The organism is Eubacterium uniforme (genome assembly GCF_900167115.1).
GTDB lineage: Bacteria > Bacillota > Clostridia > Lachnospirales > Lachnospiraceae > Eubacterium_S > Eubacterium_S uniforme.
Map to the genome: position 1 here is coordinate 172,797 of NZ_FUXZ01000006.1, position 26,376 is coordinate 199,172.

General features: G+C 33.3%; 24 protein-coding genes. 2 read left to right on the forward strand and 22 right to left on the reverse strand.

Translation table 11 applies throughout. The annotated features are described in order from the left end of the window. Positions 1–26 precede the first annotated feature (26 nt). Complete coding sequence (locus tag B5D16_RS05865) at positions 27–1,586, forward strand: alpha/beta hydrolase (RefSeq protein WP_078766048.1); 1,560 nt, start codon at positions 27–29, stop codon at positions 1,584–1,586. Positions 1,587–1,649: 63 nt separating this feature from the next. On the opposite strand, the gene B5D16_RS05870 is transcribed toward B5D16_RS05865, so the two are convergent. Continuing rightward, complete coding sequence (locus tag B5D16_RS05870) at positions 1,650–3,521, reverse strand: Ig-like domain-containing protein (RefSeq protein ID WP_078766049.1); 1,872 nt, start codon at positions 3,519–3,521, stop codon at positions 1,650–1,652. A gap of 14 nt (positions 3,522–3,535) precedes the next feature. Then, positions 3,536–5,623, reverse strand: coding sequence for an Ig-like domain-containing protein (locus B5D16_RS05875; RefSeq protein WP_078766050.1), 2,088 nt, complete (start codon positions 5,621–5,623; stop codon positions 3,536–3,538). Between the two features lie 307 nt (positions 5,624–5,930). On the opposite strand from B5D16_RS05875, the gene B5D16_RS12715 reads away from it, so the two are divergent. After that, positions 5,931–6,053, forward strand: coding sequence for a hypothetical protein (locus B5D16_RS12715; protein ID WP_278286356.1), 123 nt, complete (start codon positions 5,931–5,933; stop codon positions 6,051–6,053). Positions 6,054–6,110: 57 nt separating this feature from the next. Here the strand turns inward: B5D16_RS12715 and B5D16_RS05880 are convergent, their stop codons facing one another. The 20 genes from B5D16_RS05880 to B5D16_RS05975 all read right to left on the reverse strand — a co-directional run. Continuing rightward, positions 6,111–6,485, reverse strand: a complete 375-nt coding sequence (locus B5D16_RS05880; RefSeq protein ID WP_078766051.1) for a DUF6483 family protein — start codon at positions 6,483–6,485, stop codon at positions 6,111–6,113. Between the two features lie 148 nt (positions 6,486–6,633). Beyond that, positions 6,634–7,773, reverse strand: a complete 1,140-nt coding sequence (locus B5D16_RS05885) for a reverse transcriptase domain-containing protein (protein WP_159444301.1) — start codon at positions 7,771–7,773, stop codon at positions 6,634–6,636. Positions 7,774–8,049: 276 nt separating this feature from the next. Then, the gene (locus B5D16_RS05890; RefSeq protein WP_078766053.1) at positions 8,050–8,733 is read right to left on the reverse strand and encodes a hypothetical protein; all 684 of its coding nucleotides are present in this window, start codon (positions 8,731–8,733) and stop codon (positions 8,050–8,052) included. 124 nt (positions 8,734–8,857) lie between these two features. Continuing rightward, complete coding sequence (gene lysS / locus B5D16_RS05895) at positions 8,858–10,846, reverse strand: lysine--tRNA ligase (protein WP_078766054.1); 1,989 nt, start codon at positions 10,844–10,846, stop codon at positions 8,858–8,860. Between the two features lie 115 nt (positions 10,847–10,961). Next, entirely contained in the window at positions 10,962–11,450 is a 489-nt protein-coding gene (greA, locus tag B5D16_RS05900) for a transcription elongation factor GreA (protein WP_078766055.1), read from the reverse strand. 108 nt (positions 11,451–11,558) lie between these two features. Next, the gene (locus tag B5D16_RS05905; protein ID WP_078766056.1) at positions 11,559–13,406 is read right to left on the reverse strand and encodes a substrate-binding and GGDEF domain-containing protein; all 1,848 of its coding nucleotides are present in this window, start codon (positions 13,404–13,406) and stop codon (positions 11,559–11,561) included. Between the two features lie 149 nt (positions 13,407–13,555). Next, on the reverse strand, positions 13,556–14,008 hold the full coding sequence (locus B5D16_RS05910) for a MarR family winged helix-turn-helix transcriptional regulator (RefSeq protein ID WP_078766057.1): 453 nt from the start codon (positions 14,006–14,008) through the stop codon (positions 13,556–13,558). A gap of 111 nt (positions 14,009–14,119) precedes the next feature. After that, the gene (gene fabZ / locus B5D16_RS05915; RefSeq protein ID WP_078766058.1) at positions 14,120–14,551 is read right to left on the reverse strand and encodes a 3-hydroxyacyl-ACP dehydratase FabZ; all 432 of its coding nucleotides are present in this window, start codon (positions 14,549–14,551) and stop codon (positions 14,120–14,122) included. 69 nt (positions 14,552–14,620) lie between these two features. Beyond that, the gene (gene fabF / locus B5D16_RS05920; protein WP_078766059.1) at positions 14,621–15,856 is read right to left on the reverse strand and encodes a beta-ketoacyl-ACP synthase II; all 1,236 of its coding nucleotides are present in this window, start codon (positions 15,854–15,856) and stop codon (positions 14,621–14,623) included. A 435-nt stretch (positions 15,857–16,291) separates the two neighbouring features. After that, positions 16,292–17,029, reverse strand: coding sequence for a 3-oxoacyl-[acyl-carrier-protein] reductase (gene fabG / locus B5D16_RS05925; protein ID WP_078766060.1), 738 nt, complete (start codon positions 17,027–17,029; stop codon positions 16,292–16,294). Between the two features lie 54 nt (positions 17,030–17,083). Then, a complete protein-coding gene (locus B5D16_RS05930; RefSeq protein WP_078766061.1) occupies positions 17,084–18,040 on the reverse strand; it encodes an ACP S-malonyltransferase in 957 nt (318 codons plus the stop codon). A 10-nt stretch (positions 18,041–18,050) separates the two neighbouring features. Continuing rightward, a complete protein-coding gene (locus B5D16_RS05935) occupies positions 18,051–18,971 on the reverse strand; it encodes a nitronate monooxygenase (RefSeq protein WP_078766062.1) in 921 nt (306 codons plus the stop codon). Between the two features lie 119 nt (positions 18,972–19,090). Next, the gene (locus B5D16_RS05940; RefSeq protein WP_078766063.1) at positions 19,091–20,125 is read right to left on the reverse strand and encodes a beta-ketoacyl-ACP synthase III; all 1,035 of its coding nucleotides are present in this window, start codon (positions 20,123–20,125) and stop codon (positions 19,091–19,093) included. An 11-nt stretch (positions 20,126–20,136) separates the two neighbouring features. Next, a complete protein-coding gene (accA, locus tag B5D16_RS05945; protein ID WP_078766064.1) occupies positions 20,137–20,910 on the reverse strand; it encodes a carboxyltransferase subunit alpha in 774 nt (257 codons plus the stop codon). 23 nt (positions 20,911–20,933) lie between these two features. After that, positions 20,934–21,707 carry an acetyl-CoA carboxylase carboxyltransferase subunit beta gene (locus B5D16_RS05950; protein WP_078766065.1) on the reverse strand — a complete coding sequence of 258 codons (774 nt, stop codon included), beginning with the start codon at positions 21,705–21,707 and terminating at the stop codon, positions 20,934–20,936. Positions 21,708–21,718: 11 nt separating this feature from the next. After that, entirely contained in the window at positions 21,719–23,083 is a 1,365-nt protein-coding gene (locus B5D16_RS05955) for an acetyl-CoA carboxylase biotin carboxylase subunit (protein ID WP_078766066.1), read from the reverse strand. A 19-nt stretch (positions 23,084–23,102) separates the two neighbouring features. Next, positions 23,103–23,579, reverse strand: a complete 477-nt coding sequence (gene accB, locus B5D16_RS05960; protein WP_159444302.1) for an acetyl-CoA carboxylase biotin carboxyl carrier protein — start codon at positions 23,577–23,579, stop codon at positions 23,103–23,105. A 118-nt stretch (positions 23,580–23,697) separates the two neighbouring features. Next, positions 23,698–23,931, reverse strand: coding sequence for an acyl carrier protein (locus tag B5D16_RS05965; protein ID WP_078766068.1), 234 nt, complete (start codon positions 23,929–23,931; stop codon positions 23,698–23,700). Between the two features lie 201 nt (positions 23,932–24,132). Further along, positions 24,133–24,729, reverse strand: a complete 597-nt coding sequence (locus B5D16_RS05970; RefSeq protein WP_078766069.1) for a hypothetical protein — start codon at positions 24,727–24,729, stop codon at positions 24,133–24,135. A 2-nt stretch (positions 24,730–24,731) separates the two neighbouring features. Then, the coding region (locus B5D16_RS05975) for a vWA domain-containing protein (RefSeq protein WP_143405052.1) at positions 24,732–26,376 on the reverse strand (1,645 nt) is incomplete at its 5' end.

Here is a 26,376-nt window from a genome sequence, read left to right on the forward strand (position 1 = left end):
ATAATTTAATATAGGAGAATCAAACGATGAAAAAACAATCTATACTTATTACAATCCTTATATCCACGATGCTTATCACATCATGCGGTAAAGATCAAAAAAAATCAGCAACAACTGAAACGGAAAGTATCACAGCAACAACCTCTGACAAAACCAATGATACTATACATTTAATAAACAAAATGACTGATACTGAGAAAGCTCGTGTAGATATGCATGATCTCACCCTACTTGACCAAACCCCAAAATCAACGAAGAAAAAAGAACATACAGTAAGCGTGGAATTTGAAACCCGAACAAAAGAGTCTGCCTTACAGGAACTTAAAGAAAGCCGAGAATATATGACTGATAAAGAATACAAACAATCATATAAAAATATTAAAAATTCAAAAGGAATTTATCCTTATGAATACATAAAATACATTTTGGTAGACGGTAAAATACCATATTATCAAATACCTGATGAACACTATGACGGCGGTGAATATACTTTAACAATGGCTAAAACCGACGAAAATGGTGAGACAGTTTTCGAAAAAAACGGGAAAGCAGTTTTCGAAGAAAAAAAATTTAAGAATTTTGACGAATATTTAGAATATATTAAAAGTGATTTAAAAGAAAAATTCAGTTGTACAGATGCAGAAGCAGAGAATGGTGCCGAGCAAATTGTAGCGGCACATAAAGCCTTGGTAAATAAATCCTACGAAGTTCTTCCAAAAGGAACTGTAGATCCAGAAGACCCAGATTATTATTCCATAAAAGATCCTGATGCCGATTACCGCGACCAATGGGAATACGACAAGGAATCTGTTGAAAAAATACGTGATTCTATCCGCGAAATCAGTATCTATGATGAGGAAATGGATGTGGAATTCCAGGCTGAGGTAACTCTCCCTGCAGATTACGATAATAATAAAACATATCCCGTAATACTGCTTACCGACGGTGTATACCGCTTCGGTAACTGTCCTGAAATGAAGGCTGCTATGGATAATGGTGAGTCCAGTGATGTAATTCTTGTAGCTTTAAGCTATAGCTATAAACTGAACGGAAGAGATGAAGAAAACCGATTCAACCACCTTATTCTTAAACGTAAAGAGCTTGATGACTTTATAACAGATAACCTAATGCCGTACCTGGGAGAAAACTTCAATATTGATTACACAAACTCAACTCTATATGGACATTCAAACGGCGGAGTATTTGCTCACTATGCAATGTTTAATTCCGACCTCTATGAAAATCAGCCTTTTGGTAAATATATAATTGGAAGTCCTGCATTCTGGTGCTTATACGAAGATCCTGACACATTAAATCTTGAAGGATATCTTAATGATTATAGTTATTTTGATAGAAATACCGAATTAAAGAAGTCTGTATTCTTATGCGGAGGTTCCAAAGAAGATCCTGATTACGCTGATAGATACAACGGAAATCCTTCCACTTTGGAAGGGCTCAAAAATCTTAACGAAAGACTTAAAACCCACGGAGCAGATGTAACCTACAAACTTTACGAATCGCACCACTGGCAGTACATCCCTGATATGCTGCTTGAATACCAAAAAGATACATATCCAACAAAATAATAATAGGGTAATCAAACTCGTTGAGGGTTTGATTATCCTAAATTACTTTTGTCTTTCACAAATTTATTTAGATACTTCAATATTTGATTTTATATTATATGTTATATTAGATTTAAACGAAACCTTTTCAGATCGATAAAAAGTTATCCCATCATTATTAAATGAATATATATTATACACTCCTGGTATTACTCTCATTTTATAATTTCCTTCATTATCGGTATATGTATATTCGCTTCTTCCAACATTATGAGCTGTACCATATAATTTATTAAACCCATATGCAATACCATATTCATATCCATAATAATTATCACAATAAATTTTCTCATTCTTAATAGGATTTCCTAATGCATCAGTGAATTTTCCAGAAACCACAACACCTTCTACCAAATTAAGTTTATACGGAACAACTAATTCCTTTCCATCTTTTGTAGTTGCAGTTATTGTTATATTATATGTACCCGGTTTAACATCTAATTTATAATCCTTAACTCTAATATATCCACTTTTTGTAATCTCAGTATTATCAGGAAGTCCTGTTGCCTTATAATCAACACATGATTTATACGCATTTATACAATCATTCCATTTGTCTAATGTTGAAAGCACTATAGGAATATACTCTTCATCCCCTTCTATATATCCATCTTCGTAACTAGAATTAGCCTTATATGCAAGATATGTATCTTCATGCGCCCTTGCATACACTGTTTCCTTATCACCTGCAAAGAAATGATAATTACAATACTTTTTATTTCCATTAGCATCTTCAGCTAAAACTACCATTTTATAATCATAATATGGTTTTTTAAATTCAAGTGAATACTCATCTGTTCCACCATATTTTAGAACAACATCTTTATCCTTCGGAATATCTATTATAGTGTATTTTATAGGTTCACATCTATCTCCATAAATACCTTCATTTTGATATCCATCAAAAAAATTACCAAAATGCATAATTACATGCGTATCTGTACTATACATATAGTATATATCAACACTATTACCTTCGAATAAAGCATCAAATCTTACGCATTCATCCACTACTTGTTCCTTTGTTTTAATACCTGGATGCATATCTATTTTTACATTGATGTATGAACCAAAATATACCTTTCTATTTAAAACCACTTCATAATGAATATTATCAGTTGTATTTAGACTTACTATTCTATAATCAAAATACTCCTTGCCTTCAGCAAGATGCTTACTAGATACTTTTATATCACCAGGTTCTATTACTTTTTTTCTAGAAAGTTCTATATCTAAACTATTTAAACCTCTAACTTTTATGCTTTTGATTTCTGTCGAATCCACAACCTGAAGTTTAGAATCACTTACATTCACATTACAAACTGCTTTCTTCTTACTTCCATCAGTTGCTTTTACCGTTATCTTTGCAATTCCTGCAGCGCGTGCCTTAATAACACCCTTCTTAGTAACTGTAGCTACTTTCTTATTACTTGATGTGTATTTTAAAGTTTTATTTACATTCTTAGCAGGCTTAAGCTTAGCTTTTAATTTATATTTCTCACCTGCATTAAGATTAATTTTTTTCACGCCAAGCTTAATCTTCTTAACTGCTTTTTTATAAACAACAACCTTTATTGTCTTTTTAATCTTTGGATTACTATTTGATATTACAGTAATTTTTGTTTTACCAGCTGTTATTCCTTTAACCGTACCATTTGCTGATACTCTTACAACCTTAGGATTATTAGTTTTAAAAGAAACTTTTTTATCCTTTAATTGTTTAACTATAGCCTTAAGTTTAACCTTCTTACCTTTAGCAACTCTTACAACTTTTCCAGAAGGTGACGAAATTTTTATATTCGGCTTAGCATACGTCATACTACTTAATATCCCAGCAAATGCAAGAGAAGCCACGCTCATAACCATATATTTATTTATACGTTTTATTATCTTCATATTATCCCCTCAACTTAAACTTCTTTTGCCTTAAATCTAACTTTATTAATTCCATCTATAACAAAACCACATGGTTCGATTTCATACATTTTTCCTGAACTATTACTTACTATGTTTAAATCATAATCATCTATAACTCTATATTTTCCTTTTCTTAAATATCCATATAATACAATCTTATATCTACCTTGATCATCCGTTACTGCCAAAGTAGACAAATAACGATATTTTCCATTTTTATCACATATAGATACACTACTAGTCAATCTCATGCCATATATTGTATCAACTGCAATTCTTACTTCAAAATAATTTGACCTTATATCATATTTTTGACTCTTAGTAAATTTATTTTCATAAGATTTAAAATATGGATTTATGCATCCATTTATTCTATAAACACCCGGAACTATTCTTAACTTGTAATTACCTTCACCATCTGTTTTTACGCCATAAGCAGTATTGTATACATCACCTTTTTCAAAATAAAAACTTGAAGAATAAGGTACGCTTTTTCCTAATCCATCAACATATTTTCCAGATATAATTATTCCTTCAACTAAAGTTAACTTATATGTAAAAGCAAATACTTGACCTTCTTCCAAAGTGGCCAACATAGATATATTATATACTCCTGGCTTAACATCCTTTGCCTTATCGATAACTTCAAGATTTCCATTTTCTTCATTCATCCTCATATTTTCAGGAAGCCCTGAAGCCTTATATGATACGAAATCATAATAATAAGTACCATAATATCCATAATCAGAAAAATTAATTGATGGACTTATTACATCCTGCCCCTTCAAGTATTCATCTTCATACTTAGAATAATATTTATATGCTAAATAGGTACCAGTATATGGTTCTTTAAATCGTACGTAATAATCATCATCACATACAATAAAATGAATATTCATATACATTACTTTACCTTTTTCATCAACAGCCTTAACAACCGTTTTGTATTCATCGGCATCTTCATTATAATTACCGTAAAGTTCGAATTGTGTTTTACCATTTGAATATTGTACTGAAATTCCTTCAGGTAAGTTTAGTACCTCAAATTTAGCTAATCCTGAATACTTTAAATATTCACATCTTTGATTTTTAAGCTCATAATATTTAAGCTGTATCTTACCATTTTTAAGACATCTTACATAATCATCCACACTATTTCCATCTATTTCATGATCAAAATAATTTCGATCCACTACTACTGTTTTTGATGAAACACCATCTAAGCCATTAATCTTTATATTTACCAAGGTTCCATATATTAATTTTCCACTTAAACAAATCTCATAATGAATATTATCATTTGTATTCAATGACTCAATTCCATAAATTGTTGAATTCTTATTACTTTCACAGTATTTATATGAAACATCAAAATCTTCAGCTATTAATTCTTTAGCTTTTGTAAGTGTAACATCAATTGCATGTCCACATCTAATACTTACATTCTTAATTTCTAAAACTTCATTTTTAGCCTCATTCTTACCTGTAACAGTTACATTACATATAGCTTTTTTCTTACTTCCATCAGTTGCCTTAACTGTTATCTTTGCAGTTCCTACTGCTACTGCCTTAATTACACCCTTCTTTGTAACTGTAGCAACTTTCTTGTTACTTGAAGTATATTTAAGAACTTTACTTACATTCTTAACTGGCTTAATCTTAGCTTTTAATTTGCATTGTTCACCAGTGTTAAGATTTACGTTAATTTTATTTAGTTTAATTTTCTTAACTGCATTCTTATATACAACAACTTTGATTGTATTTTTAATCTTTGGATTTTCTTTTGATGTTACTGTGATTTTTGTCTTTCCATCCTTAAGTCCACTAACAAATCCCTTTGCATTAACCTTTGCAATCTTTGGATTATTAGACTTAAATGAAACCTTCTTATTCTTTAATTTCTTAACTACAGCCTTAAGCTTAACCTTCTTACCCATGGCAACTTTAACTGTTTTACCAGAAGGCGCCGTTACCTTTATATTGTTAAGCTTAGCCTCAGCTTTAATAGACATGGCACCTGTAATTGTAAGTGCCACTGCAAGTGTAGCCACAACTTGCACTAGATTCTTTTTAATTCTCATAATTTCTCCAATTTCTTTTTACATTTATAACCTTATCTATACATTTTTATTCGTCTCTTTCCCCTCAGATAATTATATCAAATTTCCTTATATATTGTACACACATAGAAGGGTTTATGTGTGACAAAAGCCAGAACTTAGTTTTGCAATCAAGCTTTTAAATAATTATTCATAAAACAAGGACTACGGTCAATGACCATAGTCCTCTTTATTTTAAATACCTATAAACTATTTTTGCATGAGATTAAAATTTTACTGATGTAGTACATCTACTTCTTCTGGATTCTATCCCCACTGTGGCGGTGGCATGCCTGGTCCACCATGTCCTTCTGGAGCAACAGTTGTTGCTGTAAATTCTGTTGAAACTTCACCAGCAATAAGTGTATATGTAACACCATCCTTAATTTCAGGTGATGAATATAATAAGTAATTTATTTTCTTCTTAGCAATTCCTGTTAAGATTACATTACCTTCTGAATCTACAATCTTATAGAATGTTTTCTATATCATCATAACCATTTTTCTTAAGCAACATCTCAAGACCATCATAAGCTTCCTTCTTTCTGTAGTCATGTGATTCTAGAAATTCATCATTTAATCCAACTAGATAATCATAGAAAAGAACACCAATCTTAAGATCATCTTTATTGCTTATAAAGCCATCTTCATAAAGTATGTTCTCAGCTTCGTTAATCTTACCTTCCTTGGCAAGTGCGATGAGCATGTCATATTTCTCCTTCTGCTCCTTGCTCTTTTCTAGCTCCTTGTTAGCATCAACTGTATCAATGTTGAACAAAAGCTTCAAAATCGTTCTTACCATCTCATGTACTAATCTTAAATAATAGTCCTCAAAATATTCCATAATAGCCCCTCCTTTAGGTTATAAATCATTTTCTAAATTTAAATTAATTTAAATTGTCAAAATTATATCAAAGCCAATATGGAATGTCAATACAAAAATTTATACAACCGCTTTACCCCCAATTTTCATACATTTTTACTACTTCTTCCTACCCTTCCTCATACTTTCCATTCTTATATTTCCAAAAATTATTTACCAGACTTCTATAACCCATTTCCTTTATACTTTCATACTTCAAATCAAAATTCTTTTTCCCATGTTTTCCAGTATAAAGATATCGAATATTTTGCACCGCGTACTCATCTATACGACGAATTCTATCATCAGTGGTTATCAACGGAAAATACCATCTACACCATGTGATTTCGCCGCGAATCGCATTATGATAAAACTTATTATTCAAATATCTAATAAAAGCTCTTGCTGTTCTTTCATCGCTGGCAGATTTTCTTACTTTCCACCTATATAAAGCTCTTGCTTTTCTCTTTATCTTCGCTTTAATCTTTTTTTCTGCAATATCAGAAACATTTATTTCTTTTCCAGCAAATGCAAATCCTAAAAATTCTATCTTTTCTCCTGGTTCAGTCCTGATTTCTTTAGCTGGATTAACCTTCAATTCATAATTATTCAAGTAATCTTTTACGACATTTTCATATTTTATAATAGATTCAGCACTGTTAGAAAAAACAATAATATCATCAGAATATCTTGCATAAACAACCTTTCTATCCATAAAATATTTGTCCATATCACACAGGTAAAGATTCGCCAAAAAGCAAGCTGTTGGAGTTCCTGCCATCACGCCTTTTTTTATTGTCACTTTTGTTCCATCCTTTAACGCATATGGATTCTTCAATAAACGTTTTAAAAAACCATAAAGCCACTTTTCATTAGGCAATCGCTCTTTTAACTCTTCTAAAACTCTATCAACATTAATAGAATTAAAATAATCATTAATGTCCACCTTGTATGAATATGATTCGTAAAAATTTTCATTTGAAACAATTTTCCATATAGCTTTCTTTACGCCAGTATCATTTCTAAAAGAATATAAATTATCACAGAACAATCCATCATATTCTTTCAATAAATAAGCCAACATCTTAAGAAAATAATTTTCCTCTCGTTCAAACGAGAACACAACTCTCTTCTTCTTTACGCCATTTTTGTTTACTTCAATAATACGTGGTATCGACATTTCCTGACCTTCTTGTAATCGCGATACGAGTTCTAAATATTCTCTTTGAACAACAAATTCTGTTAAATCTTCTTGATCTCTCTTTCGCATATCTCCTCTTGCGATTTTATAATTCAAAAAATCCATCCATAGAGAATGATTCTGTAATTTTTGTATTATTTCCATATAACATATACCCCCAAATATTTAGGGAGCAGGCTAAAGTCTGCTCCCTTTATATTAACCCTGTGTTAAAAAAGGTTTAACACCTCTGTAAGAGGTTACAAGATTATACAAATGGATGTTGCCTGCAAAACATTTTTCTTCCATTTGCTTTATCCTTTGCAGGCGCATAAAGCATTTTAACACGGGTATTAATACGATTTATTATTTTTGTTCTAACTGGAATTTTTCTCCAGAATATAAATTCAAAACTTTTCCACTATTTTCTGTCTGAGCTAAATAATATGTTCCCATATCATCAATTCTATCGTACATTATTCTATCAATTTCGAATTCTTTACCATCTGTAGTCACAATAAAGTAACCATCTTTATTATCAGATCCCTTATCCTTCTTTTCATTTACACTTACTTCTACGTATTTAAAAGATTCTTTTAAATAATCATAGTTTGGATTATCAGGATATGGCTCTTCACGTCCATAAATAATCTTAGCTGAATAAGCGCTGCCCGCTAAAATTGCTAAAGTTAAAATAGATAAGAAAAATGTTCTTACAAATACATAATGACGACTCTTTGATAAAATGCTTAAAAATACTAAAACTAAGAAAACACACCATGCCACACATATACCCAAAATTCCCATGTGTACGTTATCCCAAAAATCTAGCATTTTTTCTGAGTTTTCAACACAAACTCTATGGTCTTCTTCTAACGTATTATCTGTAATTACTGCCTTAGTATCCTTAAGTTGCATCTTTTCATATCTTTCAACTCGATCGTTATCATATTCACTTTGAATAGTGAATGATTCTAGAAAACCTAATCCTACTAAAATAATAGTTGCAACGACAAAAAGAATTCCAAAAAAAACGGTAATCTTCTTCATAATCAATATCTCCTTTTTTGCCCTATATATCTATAAAACTCCTCAGACTTGTAACTCTGAGGAGTTCCATAAATTCATTACTTAAATTCCTTTTTTGTATCTTAAATTCTCTAGCAAATAGTAATTAATACAATTTAGCTCCTGCAGGAATATGATTATCAACCATAAGAAGGTGAAGTTCTTCATCCTCACTATCCTTAATATTATTAACAGCTGATAATAACATACCACATGATTCAATTCCCATCATCTTTCTTGGTGGAAGATTTACAATAGCAATAAGTGTCTTACCAACAAGATCTTCTGGTTCATAAAAATCATGAATTCCTGAAAGAATTGTTCTATCTGTTCCTGTTCCATCATCAAGAGTGAACTGTAAAAGTTTCTTACTCTTTGGAACTGCTTCACAAGCCTTAACCTTAACTGCTCTAAAGTCAGACTTACTAAATGTATCAAAATCAACAGCCTCTTCAAATAAAGGCTCGATTGCAACCTTACTAAAATCAATCTGATTATTAGGTGTAAAGAATCCACCGCTTGTGCTTTCTGCATCATCACTACCTGATTTCTTGTCAGCATCAAGTGACTTCATAGTCGGGAATAATAATACATCCCTAATAGCCTGGCTATCTGTAAGTAACATAGCCATTCTATCGATACCAAAACCAATACCACCTGTAGGAGGCATACCGATTTCAAGTGCATTAAGGAAGTCTTCATCTGTATGCTCAGCTTCATCATCACCTGCAGCAAATGCTTCTTCCTGTGCAGCGAATCTTGCTCTCTGATCGATTGGGTCATTAAGTTCTGAGTATGCATTAGCCATTTCCCAACCATTCATAAAGAATTCAAATCTTTCTACGTATTCTGGATTCTCTGGTTTCTTCTTTGTAAGTGGAGAAATCTCGATTGGATGATCCATGATAAATGTAGGCTGAATAAGGTGTTCCTCAACATACTTTTCAAAGAATGCATTAAGAATATCACCCTTCTTATGACGTTCTTCGTACTCTACACCGTGTTCATCAGCAAGCTTTCTTGCTTCTTCAACATCTTTAACTTCATTCCAGTCAACACCAGAATACTGCTTAACTGCATCAACCATAGTAAGTCTAGCAAATGGCTTTGATAAATCCATTTCGATTCCGTTATATGTAATAACCTCACTACCTGTTACAGCTTTTGCAAGATGTCTATATAAGTTTTCTGTTAAATCCATCATACCATTATAATCTGTGTATGCCTGGTATAATTCCATAAGTGTAAACTCTGGGTTATGTCTTGTATCAACACCTTCATTTCTGTACACACGACCGATTTCGTAAACTCTTTCAAGTCCACCAACAATAAGTCTCTTTAAATATAATTCAAGTGAAATACGAAGCTTAACATCTTCATCAAGTGAATTATAATGTGTAAAGAAAGGTCTAGCTGCTGCACCACCTGCATTATGAACTAATGTAGGAGTTTCAACTTCCATAAATCCCTGTCCATCAAGATATCTTCTGATTTCACTAATCATCTTAGATCTCTTAATAAATGTATTCTTGCTTTCCTCGTTCATAATAAGGTCAACATATCTCTGTCTATATCTAAGATCTGTGTTAGTTAAACCATGGTGCTTTTCTGGTAAGATCTGAAGACTCTTTGAAAGAAGAGTAACTGATGTAGCGTGAATACTCATTTCACCAGTCTTAGTCTTGAAAGGATATCCTACAACACCAACGATATCACCGATATCCATCTTCTTAAAGTCAAGGTATTCCTGCCAAGGTTCTTCCTTACTTACATCACCTCTAGCAACGTATACCTGGATGTTTCCATCTCTATCCTGAATATTACAGAATGAGGCCTTACCCATAACACGTTTCAACATCATACGACCTGCAATAGAAACAAGCTTACTATCATCTTTAATAAGCTTACCTTCTTCATCATGCATACACTCAAGTTTATCGAAGTTATCCTTAATCTCCTGTGTGTGGTATGTTACATCATATTTTGTTATAACAAATGGATCCTTTCCTTCTGCCTGTAGATTAGCTAACTTTTCTCTACGAACCTTTAATAACTGATTAAGATCCATTTCCGCGTTATTGTTCTGACCTGCCATAATATCTCCTTACTTATATTTCTTACTTATATTATTATAGGATTCCATTACTTGTATAACAGAATCCTTATTTTTATTACTTTATAACAATTTAGGTTATTATTTAAACACTCTATTATTCATCTATTTTGTGAATCTCAAGAATTTCATATTTATATTCACCTGCTGGTGCTTCAAATGTAGCAACATCACCAACTTCTTTACCCATAAGAGCTGCTCCAAGAGGTGATTCATTTGAAATCTTACCTAAACGGCTATTAGCTTCTGTTGAACCCACGATCTGAAGTTTCTTCTCGCCTTCTCCACCAAGTGGTTTAACTCTAACTTCACAACCTACGTTAATCTTTGTAAGATCAACATCGTCTTCATCAACAACTTCAACATTCTTTAAAATCTGTTCAATATCTTCAATTCTAGCTTCGATATCTCTCTGCTCGTCCTTAGCTGCATCGTATTCAGCATTTTCAGAAAGGTCACCCTGTTCTCTTGCTTCCTTAATCTTCTCTGCAACTTCTTTTCTCTTATTAGCTTTTAAATCTTCAAGTTCATCCTGAAGTTTTTTCATACCTGAATATGTAATAACAATTTTCTTTGATTCAGCCATCATTATGCCCCTTTCAACTTATATATAATTTTTCAAGCATCAACATATAGTTATCCACAATGCCAAATATTATAAACTAATAGTACAATAATGTCAAGTATCCAAACCTTATCTATGATTCTTCTTTGTCTTTTTAACCTTATACATTTCAGCATCAGCCTGCTGTATAAGTTCTATCAATGAATCTGATTCTTCCGGTACTGTAATTATATAACCAACACTTGCATCTAACTCATATGGCCTATCAAAGTTTTCATTCTTTTTCTTAAGTTCAGTATAAAATCTCTTTTCAAAAATCTCAGCAAATTCATCGCCTCTTCCAACAACGACAAATTCATCTCCACCGATTCTGCCACATACATCTATCTGGCCACAAGCCATTTCAATAATTCTTGATATAGCTATAATAGTTGTATCGCCTTCTTTATGGCCATATGTATCATTTATAACTTTAAGTCCATCAACATCTATAAAAATAACAGATATAGGTGCCTTTGCTTTAACACATTCTTCAAAAATATATCCAGCATTAATATTAAAACCGTTTCTGTTGTAAATTCCACATAACGAATCTAATACATTTAGTTTTGAAATGCTTTCAATGGCATTACCTATACACATTGTAATTGTATGACAATGCTTACTATATATTGGAAAATCCGTATTAGACATAATATAATATCCAAGAATCCTTGGGCCAAAATGTAGTGGAATATAATAACTTATATTACCGCTTGACATTTGAATTTCAGGTCTAAGTTGCTTACTAGGAAAACTCCTAACTGAATGCTTCTCACCATGATCCCAAATAAGAGGAGCAGTCATCGCTTCTGGATAATTATCACCTTTTTTATCTATTGAAATTGTATTATATGTTTTCTCCCAATCACTTACGAGACAAAGACTAAAATCCCTACACTCAATAGCCTCAAGTAATTCTAAGATGGCATTAGAACATTCCTCTATATTCTTACTAACAGCTAATGCAGCAATCAATTTATTGAGCATATGAATACCAGTATAAGTACGCTCAATTTTAATTGATATTTCTTTTCTAAATTCCAAATTATTTTCTTCATTATTTATCTGACATCCACAGCTTTCAGCATATACAGGCTCAGCATCCATAAGTGTACTGCGTGGTTGTTCTTCACCTTTCATAAGAGAATATAATACTTCACAAGCCTTAACTCCAGAAGCAAAAAGTGGTCTCTTAATAGTTGTAAGAACAGGAAATGATTGTCTAGCATTAAAAATATTATCAAATCCAGTTATAATTACATCATCAGGCACTTTAACCCCATTAGACTGAAGTTTATTCATTGCAGTAAGAGCCATACTATCATTAGCGCATACAAATGCATCCGGCAAACTTAAACCAGAATCAAAAAATTCTTCAATTGCATGAATTCCATCATAACTTCTAAAGAACCCCTTATATAAACGTTTATCTTCGTCAAAATCAAGTCCATTTTCTGAAAGAGCATCTCTGAAAGCTTGATATCTTGCCTTAGCTTCAGGATTCTCTTCAGGTCCAGCTATAAAATTAAATGTTTTAGCACCATGCACTTTTATAAGATGTTCTACCAATTTTTTCATAACTGCATAATTATCTATGCTTACATCATAAAACTCTTCATAATCCTTAGTCTCAAATATAACCGAAGGGATTCCTGATGCCTTAACACTATCAATTATCGTATTTCTTATAGTAGAATTAGAAAAAGTATTAGTCATAAGAATAGCCCCATCAAACATTGCTAAATTTGGAAGCTTATATATGCTATATTCTCCATCATCAAATGTATTATTCTCAACTGCTCCCCCAAAAGAAGCAAAATATGAAATATTTATAGCATGTTCTTTAGCATAATCATTAATTCCACGTATAATCTGATAAGGATATTCCTCATCCATACCACATACAAAAGCCGCCACATTAAAAATTTTCTTCATATTATAACCCTCCAATATTTTTAAAATATCTTCTCCTTTTTATTATAACACCTATAACATATACAAAACAAACTATTTAATCAAATTTACACTTTCCCATCGTGTATACTAAAAAGAACCTACACTATGTAGGTCCTTATGCTATACAATTAATCTCTTTTATGACTTAAATCTACCTCAGGCATAAGCTCTTCACTCATAACCTCTAAAACTCTTTTAACAAATTTAAGTTCTTCCTTCGTGAAACGCTTTTCCATGCGTTCCATTACTTCAGTAAGATAACTATTACTAATATTATAATACTCTAAGTATTTCTCAGTTACTTCAAGATAACACTCTCGTTTGTCAACATCTGATCTTACTTTTCTAATATAGCCTTTCTTAACAAGATTATTAATCTTATAAGCAGCATTAGGCGATGAGATATTAGCAACTCTTGAAAACTCAGCAACTGTTGGTTTTCCAAGTGCATATATAATTTCCATGCAGAAAGTTTCCACTGTTGTAAGTGAAGCTTCTCTTTCTTTTAATCTTTCAAAAGCTTTTTGATAAAAATGCAATTTAAATTTCATATATACTTCTGAAAACGCATCTTTAAGCATCTTATAATTCCTCCCTATTCTCCTACGATTTCAAATCAAAGGAGCCCCTGTAATTTTATTCTCTGTCAAGCATAAACCTAACTAAGCGTAAAATACGAGATAATTATAACATCACTCATTTGCAATTGCAAATGTTAATTGTGCGCTTGCTGCCACCTTTCCATTAACCTTAGCTACTGCATCAGCAATGCCAACAGGTCCTTTTCTTTGAACCATAGTTGTCTCTAATTCTAATACGTCACCAGGAATTACTCTCTGCTTAAATCTAGCATTCTTAATTCCACCAAATAATACAATCTTACCCTTATTTTCAGGAAGACTTAATGCTGCAACTGCTCCTACCTGAGCAAGTGCTTCTATTATAAGTACGCCTGGCATTATTGGGTTACCTGGAAAGTGTCCCATGAATTGCATTTCATTTGCTGAAACACATTTTATCCCCTTAGCTGATTCGCCTGGTGTGCAATCTGTAATTCTATCCACTAACAAAAATGGATATCTATGTGGTAAAATCTCTTGAATCTGATTTATATCAAGTTCCATTTCATTCTCCTTTAACTACTAATTAAAAATATTCTACTCTAATCTATTATTTCAGCATATCCCAACAATCTAAGCATCTAGCTTCTTAAACAATACTGTTGCATTATGACCACCAAATCCAAGTGAATTTGAAATAGCCGCATTAACTGTAACCTTTCTAGCTTCATTTGGTACGATGTCAAGGTCGCATTCCTCATCAGGAACCTTGTAGTTCACAGTTGGTGGAACCACGTCATTTGCTACACTAAGCGCTGTAATAATAGCCTCAACAGCACCACTTGCGCCAAGCATGTGTCCAGTCATTGACTTTGTTGAACTAACTAAAACCTTGTCATAGCAATCAGCAAATGCTTTCTTAATAGCAAGTGTTTCGCCTTTATCATTAAGTCTTGTTGATGTACCATGAGCGTTAATATATGTAATGTCTTCTGGAGACAAATTTGCATCCTTAATTGCAAGTTCCATACACTTAGCTGCTCCACTACCATCTTCAAGTGGAGCTGTAATATGATTTGCATCACATGTTGCACCGTAGCCAGCGATTTCACAATAGATGTGTGCGCCACGTGCCTTAGCATGTTCATATTCTTCAAGAACAAGTACACCTGCACCTTCGCCCATAACGAAGCCTGTTCTTTCCTTATCAAATGGAATTGAGGCACGGTTTGGATCATCAGATGTTGAAAGCGCATGCATTGATGTAAAGCCACCGATACCAAGTTCATCAACTGCTGCTTCTGAACCACCGCAAAGCATTACATCCTGATAGCCATCACGAATCTGTCTGAATGCATCACCAACTGCATTAGTACCACTGGCACAAGCAGTAACTACTGATGTACAGATTCCCTTGAAGCCTGTCTTAATTGCGACATTACCTGCACCCATGTTTGCGATTGCAAGTGGAATAAAGTATGGAGATACTCTTTCATATCCACGCTCTAATGCTCTCTTTGTTTCTTTCTGAATTGTTCCAATTCCACCGATACCTGATGAGAATATAATTCCGCATCTGTATGGATCTTCTTCATCGATTTTAATTCCTGAATCATTGATAGCTTCATTTGCTGCGCAGATTGCATAGATAATGTATTCATCCATCTTTCTAAGCTCTGATTTTTCAAGTACACCTTCAGGACTAAAATCTTTAAGTTCGCCTGCAACCTTTACCTTATAATCAGTTGCATCATATCTTTTAATGTAATCAATACCGCATTTACCTGCTTTAATTGATTCCCACATATCTTTAATATTATTTCCGACTGGTGTTAATGCACCAAGACCTGTAACTACAACTTTTCTCATCTATTCCTCCATTCGATTTTCATATAACTTCATCTAAGCGAAAATGCAGTACACTTTTAATATATTTTTCATTTGGCAGTGTGATTTTGAAAAACCCACATTTGCACTGCCTTTTTTATATATATAACTTGCTTCCTAGCAGTGCATTTGGCCATATCCTTCTTTTACACTGCCCACCACCTACTATAGCAAGTTAGATTTACGGGCGAAATCGAGATTTCAACGATTTGCACTGCTCTTTCACCCTCCACAACTTGCTTCCTGGCAGTGCATTTGGCCATATCCTTCATTTGCACTGCCTACCACCTACTAAAGCAAGTTAGATTTACGGGTGAAATCGAGATTTCAACGATTTGCACTGCTCTTTCACTCTTAACAAGTTGCTTCCTAGCAGTGCATTTGGCCATATCCTTCTTTTACACTGCCCTACGCACATTATATTGCCATGCCGCCGTCTACACTTAATACCTGGCCTGTGATATATCTTGAATTGTCACCAGCAAGGAATACTACTGCATTAGCAATATCCTCTGGCTTACCCATTTCTTTTAATGGAATTGCATCAGCAATTTTTTTCTTAGCTTCTTCAGGTAAAACATCAGTCATGTCTGTTTCAATCATTCCTGGTGCAACAGCATTTACTCTTACATTCTTCTTTGCAAGTTCTCTTGCAAGAGACTTAGTCATACCAATAACGCCTGCCTTTGAAGCTGAGTAATTAACCTGACCTGCATTACCCATGATTCCAACAACTGAACTCATGTTAATAATGCTGCCCTTTCTCTTTCTAAGCATAAGTTTTGATACTTCCCTAGCCATGTAAAAGCTGCCCTTTAAATTTACATCCAAAACATCAGAGAAATCATCATCACCAAGTCTAATCATTAAATTATCCTTTGTAATACCTGCGTTATTAACAAGCACATCGATATCACCGAATTTTTCATTAGTTTCTTTAACAAATGCTGAGCATTCTTCACTATCACTTACATCAAACTTCTTAATGAATACATTTGCTCCGGCTTCTTCAAGAAGTGATTTAACTTCATTTGCTTCATCATCCTTACTTCTGTAACTAAAAGCAATGTCATATCCTTCCTTTGCAAGTTTTAAACATATGGCTCTTCCGATACCTCTGCTTCCACCTGTTACTATTGCAGTTTTTCTACTCACTTTTTAATTCCTCCAATTTTAGTTTTTAAACTATTTGTTCTTAAATTTAGTTAACTACTTATTTGCTTTAACATATTCAACAACTGCCTTATAATCTTCAGCTGTATCAATATTTAAAATCTTAATATCTTTATCAATATCCTTTGACATTCTCTTTAAGAATCCAGAAACAACTTTTCCTGGTCCAATTTCAATGTAAGTATCAATATCGCTACTAAGTAATTTTTCAATGTTTTCTTCAAGACGAACACTACTCTGCACCTGCTTAATAAGCTGCTTTGAAAGATCATCGCCTTCCTTATAGTAATCACCTGTTGCATTAAGTAATACTGGAAGTTTTGGACTCTCAAGAGGATTATCATTAAAGTATGTTTCAAGTGCATCGCCTGCATCCTTCATAAATTTTGTATGGAAAGGACCACTTACCCTAACTCTAATGCATCTCTTAGCACCTTTTTCCTTAAAAATGTTTTCCATTTCTTCAACAGCACTTTCGCTTCCACATATTACGCTCTGCCCAGTACAGTTATAATTACTAACTGTTACATATGCATCATCGCCATGATTACTCATGTATTCTTCACATGACTTAGTAACTAATTCGCTACTAAGTCCCAAGATTGCACTCATCGCACACTTCTTGCCTTCTGCTGCTTTATTCATCTTGTCTCCCCTGAAAGTTGTAAGCGCAACATATGAATCATAATCATATACCCCTGCTGCATATAATGCTCCATATTCTCCAAGACTAAGTCCCATTGCAACCTCAGGTTTAATATCTTCATCAGCAAGCATGTCTGTCACCGCTCCAGCAAATGCAGCCATCGCTCTTTGAGTATTCTTTGTATTTGAAAGTTCCTCCATAGGGCCCTCAAACATATGAGTCTTTATAATATCTCCATCAGAAAGATTATCGAGATGATTTTTAAATGAATCAAACTCATCATAAAAATCCTTACCCATTCCAACTTTCTGACTTCCCTGTCCAGCGTATAAAAATGCAATCTTCATTATGTATCTCCTATAAATTCTTTCTTAACTCTTCGTAACTATTCATCATATCATCAAGAACTTCCTTAACAGTTCTTTCTTCATTAACGATACATGAAATCTGACCAGCCATAAGTGAACCCATCTTTGTATCACCATCAAATACTGCCTTTCGAAGTGAACCAAGTGTATACATCTCAAGTTCTTCCTTAGGAACACCTTCCTTTTCCTTCTTAACGTACTCTCTGGCCATGCTATTCTTAAGAATACGAACTGGAACTCCACTGATTCTACCAGTAACAACTGTTCCATTATCCTTAGCCTTTATAACTTCATTTTTATAATTTTCATGAATTGGGCATTCAGCTGTTGCAAGTAAAACTGTACCAATCTGAACACCAACTGCACCAAGTGCCTTTGCACAAAGAAGTCCTCTTCCATCAGCAATACCACCTGCTGCAATAACAGGAATTGAAACCTTATCAACAACTGCAGGAACTAAAGCCATAGTTGTCATCTCACCAACATGTCCACCACTTTCAGTACCTTCAGCAATAACCATGTCAGCACCGCATCTCTCCATACGAATTGCAAGAGCAACACTTGAAACAACTGGAATTACAGTGATGCCTGCTTCCTTCCATTTATCCATGTAAACACCAGGGCTACCAGCACCAGTAGTTACAATCTTAACACCTTCCTCAACAACAACATCTGCCATCTTAGGAGTATCAGGATTCATAAGCATTAAGTTAACACCAAATGGCTTATCTGTAAGACTCTTACATTTTCTAATGTTTTCTCTTAAAGTTTCAGCATCCATTCCGCCACCAGCGATAAGACCGAGTCCGCCAGCATTACTAACACTTGCAGCAAATTCACCTGTCGCAATATTTGCCATTCCTCCCTGTATTATTGGATATTTGATTCCTAACATTTCACAAAGTTTCATACTATTCCTTTCAAACATTTCCTAATTTTAAATGTTTACCCATTTATATTTCTTTTTCATCATCTTTATATTTCGCAGCAGTTAGTATCAATATGCAACTAACTATCACTTAACAGTTATTATAATTGTGCGAGAATGCCACTATAGTTTAGTCCCGCACCGAATCCAGCTATAATACATCTCTTACCCTTAAGTTTATTTTCATCATCTAATTCACTTAAGGCAATTGGAATGCTTGCCGCCGATGTGTTACCATACTTATCTATATTTAAATAGAATTTATCTTCATGACCTTTAAATCTCTTTTTAACAGAATCAATGATTCTTGAATTCGCCTGATGGCAAACAATCAAATCAATATCATCCATGGTCATGTTATTTTTATCTAAGAGACGGTTGATGATATCATTAATCGCAGTAACAGCAAATCTATAAACATCCTGTCCCTTCATCTTAATACCTGACTTAGCTACACCTGTGTCTACCAGGCTATCATTTTCAGTCAAAGCACCTTTATCTAGACCATCGCCATCTAAATTACTTTCACCAAACTCAGGAACATTTCCTCTTATTCCATCCATGCATAACGCTTCGTTATTTCCAAGGGTTACCCCCTCCTGAACGAACTCCCCGTCGCTCAGTTCAATAATTGCAGCACCCGCTCCATCGCCGAAAAGTACACAAGTTGTTCTATCACTATAATCTAGGAGACGTGACATTTGCTCACTTCCGATAACGAGAGCATATTTTTTCTCAGCAAATGCGAGCATCGACTTTGCAGCTGTTAATGCATATATAAATCCTGTGCATGCTGCACTTAAATCAAAACAATTTACATTGCTATCAATTTCTAATTCCTTCTGAATCATCGCGGACACAGATGGAAATACATAGTCGCCACTTGATGTGGCTGTAATTATTATTCCAATCTGATCCTTGTCAATTCCGGATTTTTCAAGAGCTTTTTTTGCTGCTTCAACTGCAAGTGAATTGCAGCTTTCCTCTTCGCATAAGTATCTGCTCTTTATTCCAGTTCTTGTATATATCCATTCATCGCTTGTTTCAACGATTTTCTCAAAATCAAAATTAGTCAATTTCTTTTTCGGAACTGCCCTACCTGTTGCTAAAATTTTTATTCCTAATTTTTTATCCATTTTTATTCCTTCTAACTAAAAGCTCCTGCATCAATCTTACGATACTTTTCATATCTCTCTTTAATTAATGCCTCAGGCTTTTTCTTTAACAAGACTTTAAGTTCATCATAAATCATCTTATCAAGTCTTATTAGTGTTTTTGCATCTTCCTTAATCACACCATCCACAAGACCGAGTTCGTATAACTCATCTGCTGTAATCTTCATAATGTCGCATGCCTTAGGTGCAAGTGATGCATCCTTATACATAATACTAGCAAATCCTTCCGGAGAAAGAATTGAGTAAACTGCCATTTCAAGCATCCATACTTTATCAGCTGTTGCAATGGCAATGGCGCCACCACTACTTCCCTCACCAGTAATAATTGCTATTGTTGGTGTTCTTAATGAACTCATGCAAGCTATACTTTCAGCAATCGCATTACTCTGACCATTACTCTCAGCTTCAATACCTGGATATGCACCCGGCGTATCAACTATGGTAATTACTGGTCTATGAAATTTTTCTGCTTCCTTCATAAGTCGTACAGCTTTACGATATCCTTCAGGACTAGTCATACCAAAGTTACACTCTATGTTTTCATTCATGTTGTGTCCTTTTTTATGTCCTATTACCGTAACAGGCAAACCATGAAATGTTGCAATTCCACCTATTATTGCCTTATCATCTCTATATAATCTGTCGCCATGAAGTTCAATAAAATCATTAAATAACGCATCAATGTAGTAATTTATGTTTGGTCTTTTTATATCTCTTGCGCTAAGAAGCTTTTCATATGAATCCATAACATCATCTTCCCATCATTTATTTACTCAAACACATATTTTCCACTATGTAATCTAAGCAATTTACTCAAAGTATCTTTCATTTCTTCCTTAGGCACTATCATGTCAATCATGCCGTGTTCAAGCAAGAATTCAGATCTTTGAAATCCTTCTGGTAATTCCTCACCAATTGTTTGTTTTATAACTCTAGGTCCAGCAAAACATATAAGTGCATTAGGTTCTGCAATTATAATATCGCCAAGACTTGCGAAACTTGCACTTACTCCACCAGTTGTAGGATTAGTAAGAACTGAAATAAACAATCCTCCATTATCCTTAAACTTTGTTATTGCAGCTGAAGTTTTTGCCATCTGCATAAGAGAAAATAATCCCTCCTGCATTCTTGCTCCACCACTTGCGCTAAAAATTATAAGTGGTAATTTATCCTTATTTGCTTTGCTTGCTAGTCTTGCAATCTTTTCACCAACAACCGTTCCCATGCTTCCCATTAGAAACCTTGTATCAAACGCTCCTATAAGTGCCTTTCTTCCATCAATCTTTCCGATTGCTGAAACAAATGCATCTTTCATATGGCATTTGCTAATAAGTTCACTTCTTTTTTCATCATATTCTGGGAAATCAATAGGATTATTGCTTTCAAGATTTGCATCTAATTCCTTAAACTCACCATTATCACAAATCATAGAAATTCTTCTATGCGCACTGATAACAGCTTTCTTTTTTTCATTATTTTTCTCTCTAATATCATTAAGTTTTTTCCAACGTATTCTCTTACGTTCAAACACTTCACTTAACATATCATTCCTCACTATGCGTCTTTAGAAAGAGTTAATACCTCACCTATCCATGATTCAATCTTACTATGTTCCTTTTCATAAAAGCCTGTATCATAACTTCCTTTTAGAAAATCTGGATGGTATGTTAACTGATGTAGAAATGCCACATTAGTCTCAACTCCGTCAATAACCATTTCCTCAAGCACTCTTCTAAGTCGTCTTATAACTTCAAGTCTACTTCTTCCTCTTACAATAACTTTTGCAATCATCGGATCATAAAATGGAGTTATCTCATATCCGTTATATAAATGTGTTTCAATTCTTACTCCAAATCCGCTTGGAATATGTAGATTCTTTATAACTCCAGGTGTTTTTGCGCATATTCTAAACTCTATGGCATGGCCACGAAGCTCTACATCTTCATTTTTAATATCTAGTTTAAGTCCCGCTGCCACACGAATCTGCTGTCTAATCAGGTCAACATCCGATACAGCCTCAGTCACCGGATGTTCAACCTGTATTCTTGTATTCATCTCGATAAAATAAAAATTTTCATCCTTATCAAGAATGAATTCACAAGTACCAACACTGTTATAGCCTGAAACTTTTCCAGCTAGTATTGCCATATCAGAGATTTCTCTTCTCTTTTCATCACTAAGTCCGCATGCCGGAGACTCTTCAAGCATCTTCTGATTGTTCTTCTGAATTGAGCAATCTCTTTCGCCAAGAGAAACCACATTTCCATATTTATCAGCCAAAATCTGAACCTCAATATGTCTTGGATTAATAACAAGTTTTTCTATATACATATCATCATTAGCAAATGCTGCCTTCGCCTCGGCTTTAGCCATCTTAAACATCTTAGCCAAATCTTTTTCTTCAAAGACTTTTCTCATGCCTCGACCACCGCCACCGGCGCTTGCCTTAATTAAAACAGGATAGCCTATTTCTTTAGCAACTTCTTTTGCTTCTTTTAAACTCTTAATGATTTCTTTTGAACCAGGTACAACCCTTACTCCATTTTCCATCATTAATTTTCTTGCTTCCTGTTTATCGCCCATCTTACTAATAAGCTCTGAAGATGGACCAATAAATGTTATATTATGTTCTTCGCATTTGCTGGCAAATTCTGCGTTCTCTGATAAAAATCCATAACCTGGATGAATCGCATCGCACTCCATTCTAAGGGCTGTTTCAATGATTGCATCCTGATTAAGATAACTTTTTGCAGGGCTTTCTGGACCTATGCATACTGCGTAATTCGCTCCCATAACTGGAAGTGAATCCTTATCAGCTGTTGAATAAACAACGACTGTTTCTATGTCCATTTCCCTTGCACATCTAATAATTCTAAGTGCAATTTCGCCTCTGTTTGCAATTAAAATTCGTTTAAACATAGAACCACCTTCCTGTTCTTTAGTTAATACTCATAATCACCTGATCATATTCAACCATTTTGCCATCTTCAGCTAAAATAGTTTCGATGGTTCCATCCTTTGGAGCTGAAAGCTCATTCATAAGTTTCATGGCTTCAATTATTCCAATTACATCGCCCTTCTTAACTTTTGTTCCTTCTTCAACGAAAGGAGTGGCTCCTGGTGAAGGTGCTCTATAGAAAGTTCCAACGATAGGCGCCTTCACTGGAGAGCCATTGTATGGTAAAATGCAACTTCCATCACTTGCATTTTCATTCGTATCCACTGTGCTTGCAGGTGCATTTGCTGGTGCTACTTCACTTCTAATGTTCATACATCCGGCAAGTTTACCAAGTGCTTCATCAACATCTGCAGTCTTCTTAAAGTGAACTCTATCTTCACCTAATTCAACCTCAATCTCATCTATATCTGATTTTTCAAATCTATCCCAGATATCATATACTTCTTTAATATCCATAATAACGTTCATCCAATTTTCTAGTCAGTAATTTCTAGCTTATAATTGGATCTCCTTTCTCCTAGATATTAGTTCTAATCCCTACTTTATTTTTTCCATGTTTGAACAAAAAACTAGATTATGCCTCTACGTTTTTATCAATATATTCAACAATGTCAGATACTTTAACGAATCCAACCATTGCATCTTCATCGATTGTTGTGTTGTAATGTTCTTCTAAAGCCATGCAAAGTTCTGTTGCATCAAGAGAATCGATTGATAAATCATCTCTTAAGTTTGACTCCATCTTGATATCATCTGCATCGCAATTAATAGTATCAATAATAATTTCTTTTACTGTTTCAAATGACATTTTTAAAATCCTCCTTGAGGGTTTGCCTTCACAAACCTAAAATATTTTACCTAAATTTATTTAGATATTTCTTCTTCATTATATTTGTTGGTTAAAAATATGTCAATAGTTTTAGTTAAATTTATTTAGGTATTTTTATATTAAAAAATAGAGGAGCTATGTAATAAAACAAAGTTCCTCTATTTTTTATAAACCACTCATTCAATCATCGCTATCATATTTCAATTCACAATTTGGGAATTTTTCTTTTATATAGTTAATAACTTCATCACTTGGTTTTACACTGAAACTAACTCTTTTTAAGTTATTAAATTCTTTATAATTATTCAAATCACTATAATCTTCATAATCAAATTTTTCCAAATATAGTTCTTTTACACTTGGATATTCCTTTTCAATTGTTGACAAAGGTATTAACTTTTCATTAACATTAGTCGAACAATAAACTTTTTCTACCTCATCATTAGAATCAATTGTAACAGCATATATTATACGTTGTGCACCTAAAATATTTATCGTCATTTTATAAGCTTCGTATTTTTTATTATCAAACACTACTTTCTTACTATTATTCATCAAATCTTTTACAATCTTATGCGTTATATGTATATGATCAACCTTAAAACATATATCTACATTTTTTTCATCATTATTTATATTAACTTTATCAAAGTCTACATCTGTAAAATGATTAATATTTGCAAATATTATTTTTCTTTCTAATCTAGTATATCTACACAAGTTTAACAATATAATACCTATTATTATTAACAATACCATTAATATCTTTTTCTTCATTATCACTTATTAACCTCATAAATGTATAAAATATTACTATATAAACTCTTACTATGATTATCCACATATTCTATATATTCATCAAAATCAATATAATACTTGTTTCCCCAAGATGATATTTCTAAATATGTTCTTTTTTTTATTTTATCTTCCAACATACCTGTTATAGTAACATAATGATTACTATAGTATTTCACATCAGTATTATTTATATCTACTGGCAAATTATTATTCTGTTTAGAATCTACACTATGAAAACCTATGCCATAATCAGAATCACCAATAGACAAACATACAGGGATATCTTCATCAAGCATACTAATTATACAATCCTTCAAATTTACCAAACTCACCTCCCATTGAGCATGTAAATCAATCGAAAATCCCCTAAAATATTCATTCATTCTATTTCTCATCGACCACCCAGTTACTCCATTTTTTCTTACAGTCGGAAAAACAAATGCATTCATTTCTTCAATATATTCTTTATAAGTATCCTTATCTACTTTTAATCCCTGCATCTTTTCGGTTGCTATACTAGTATATCCTGTTTCTTTATTTTTATCCTTAACAGCTAAATATAATAATATATCTGATGCTGAAATCATTCCACATCCATAATTATAAATAATATAATTAGTAGATGATTTATCTGTACTATCAAACCATTCCTGATTTCCCCCAAATGAATCTATTCCTTTTTCATTTCCCTCTATTATAGATATATAATCTTTCCCCCATCTATGCTTTATGATATCACTATATAACGGAGATGAATTGTACTCATCTCTCTCAACTTTATCTTCATATCCATCATCATCTGTATCTTTTTTACATGGATTTGATTTCATTGAAAAATAATAACCTTTTATTCTATTATCGTCAGCCTCATAGCTTCCATACTCTGTTATATCATTACATACAGGCATAGGATTTATTTCTTCTCCATCTTCTATCCCATCTCCATCTGTATCTGATTTTGTAGGATCACAACCATACAAAATACTTCCATTCTGTAATCTAATACCTGCCGCTTCTACTGCATCATATAAACCATCATGATCATTATCCGTCTTATCAAAATCATCTCCGAAGCCAAGGATAGAGTATATATTTATCAATTCTTCTGCCTCATACGCCTTATAAAAATCACCATTACAATACTCTGCGATTTCCTTTAATAATTCATCTCCTGCTTCTTCTCCCAATCCAACCGTATCTATTTCTATTCCTTTGGCATTTGCTGAATCAAGAATCTTTTTACTATAGGCTGCTTCTCCATCTGATAATAAAATAATTCTGTTATTACCACTAAAGGTTTCTGTATTAAATATTTCTATTGATGCAGATAAAGCATTATTGAAACTTGTATTTCCTCCATCTTTAAGTTCCTGCATAGCATCTAACAAGGCATCCTTATCATTTGTCATCTCTGTCTTTTTATATGCCTTATCATTAAAAAATACTATGGCTGCCTTATCCATATCACCCATATTTTCAACAAATCCAGTTATAGCCTTAATTCTATTACATGTTTTATCACGAGTCGTGACATATTCATCCAATGGAATAAGTCCGTATTTATATCCCGAATCAATCCAATCTTTTAAAAGCATACTACCTGAACAATCTACAGTTAAAACTGTA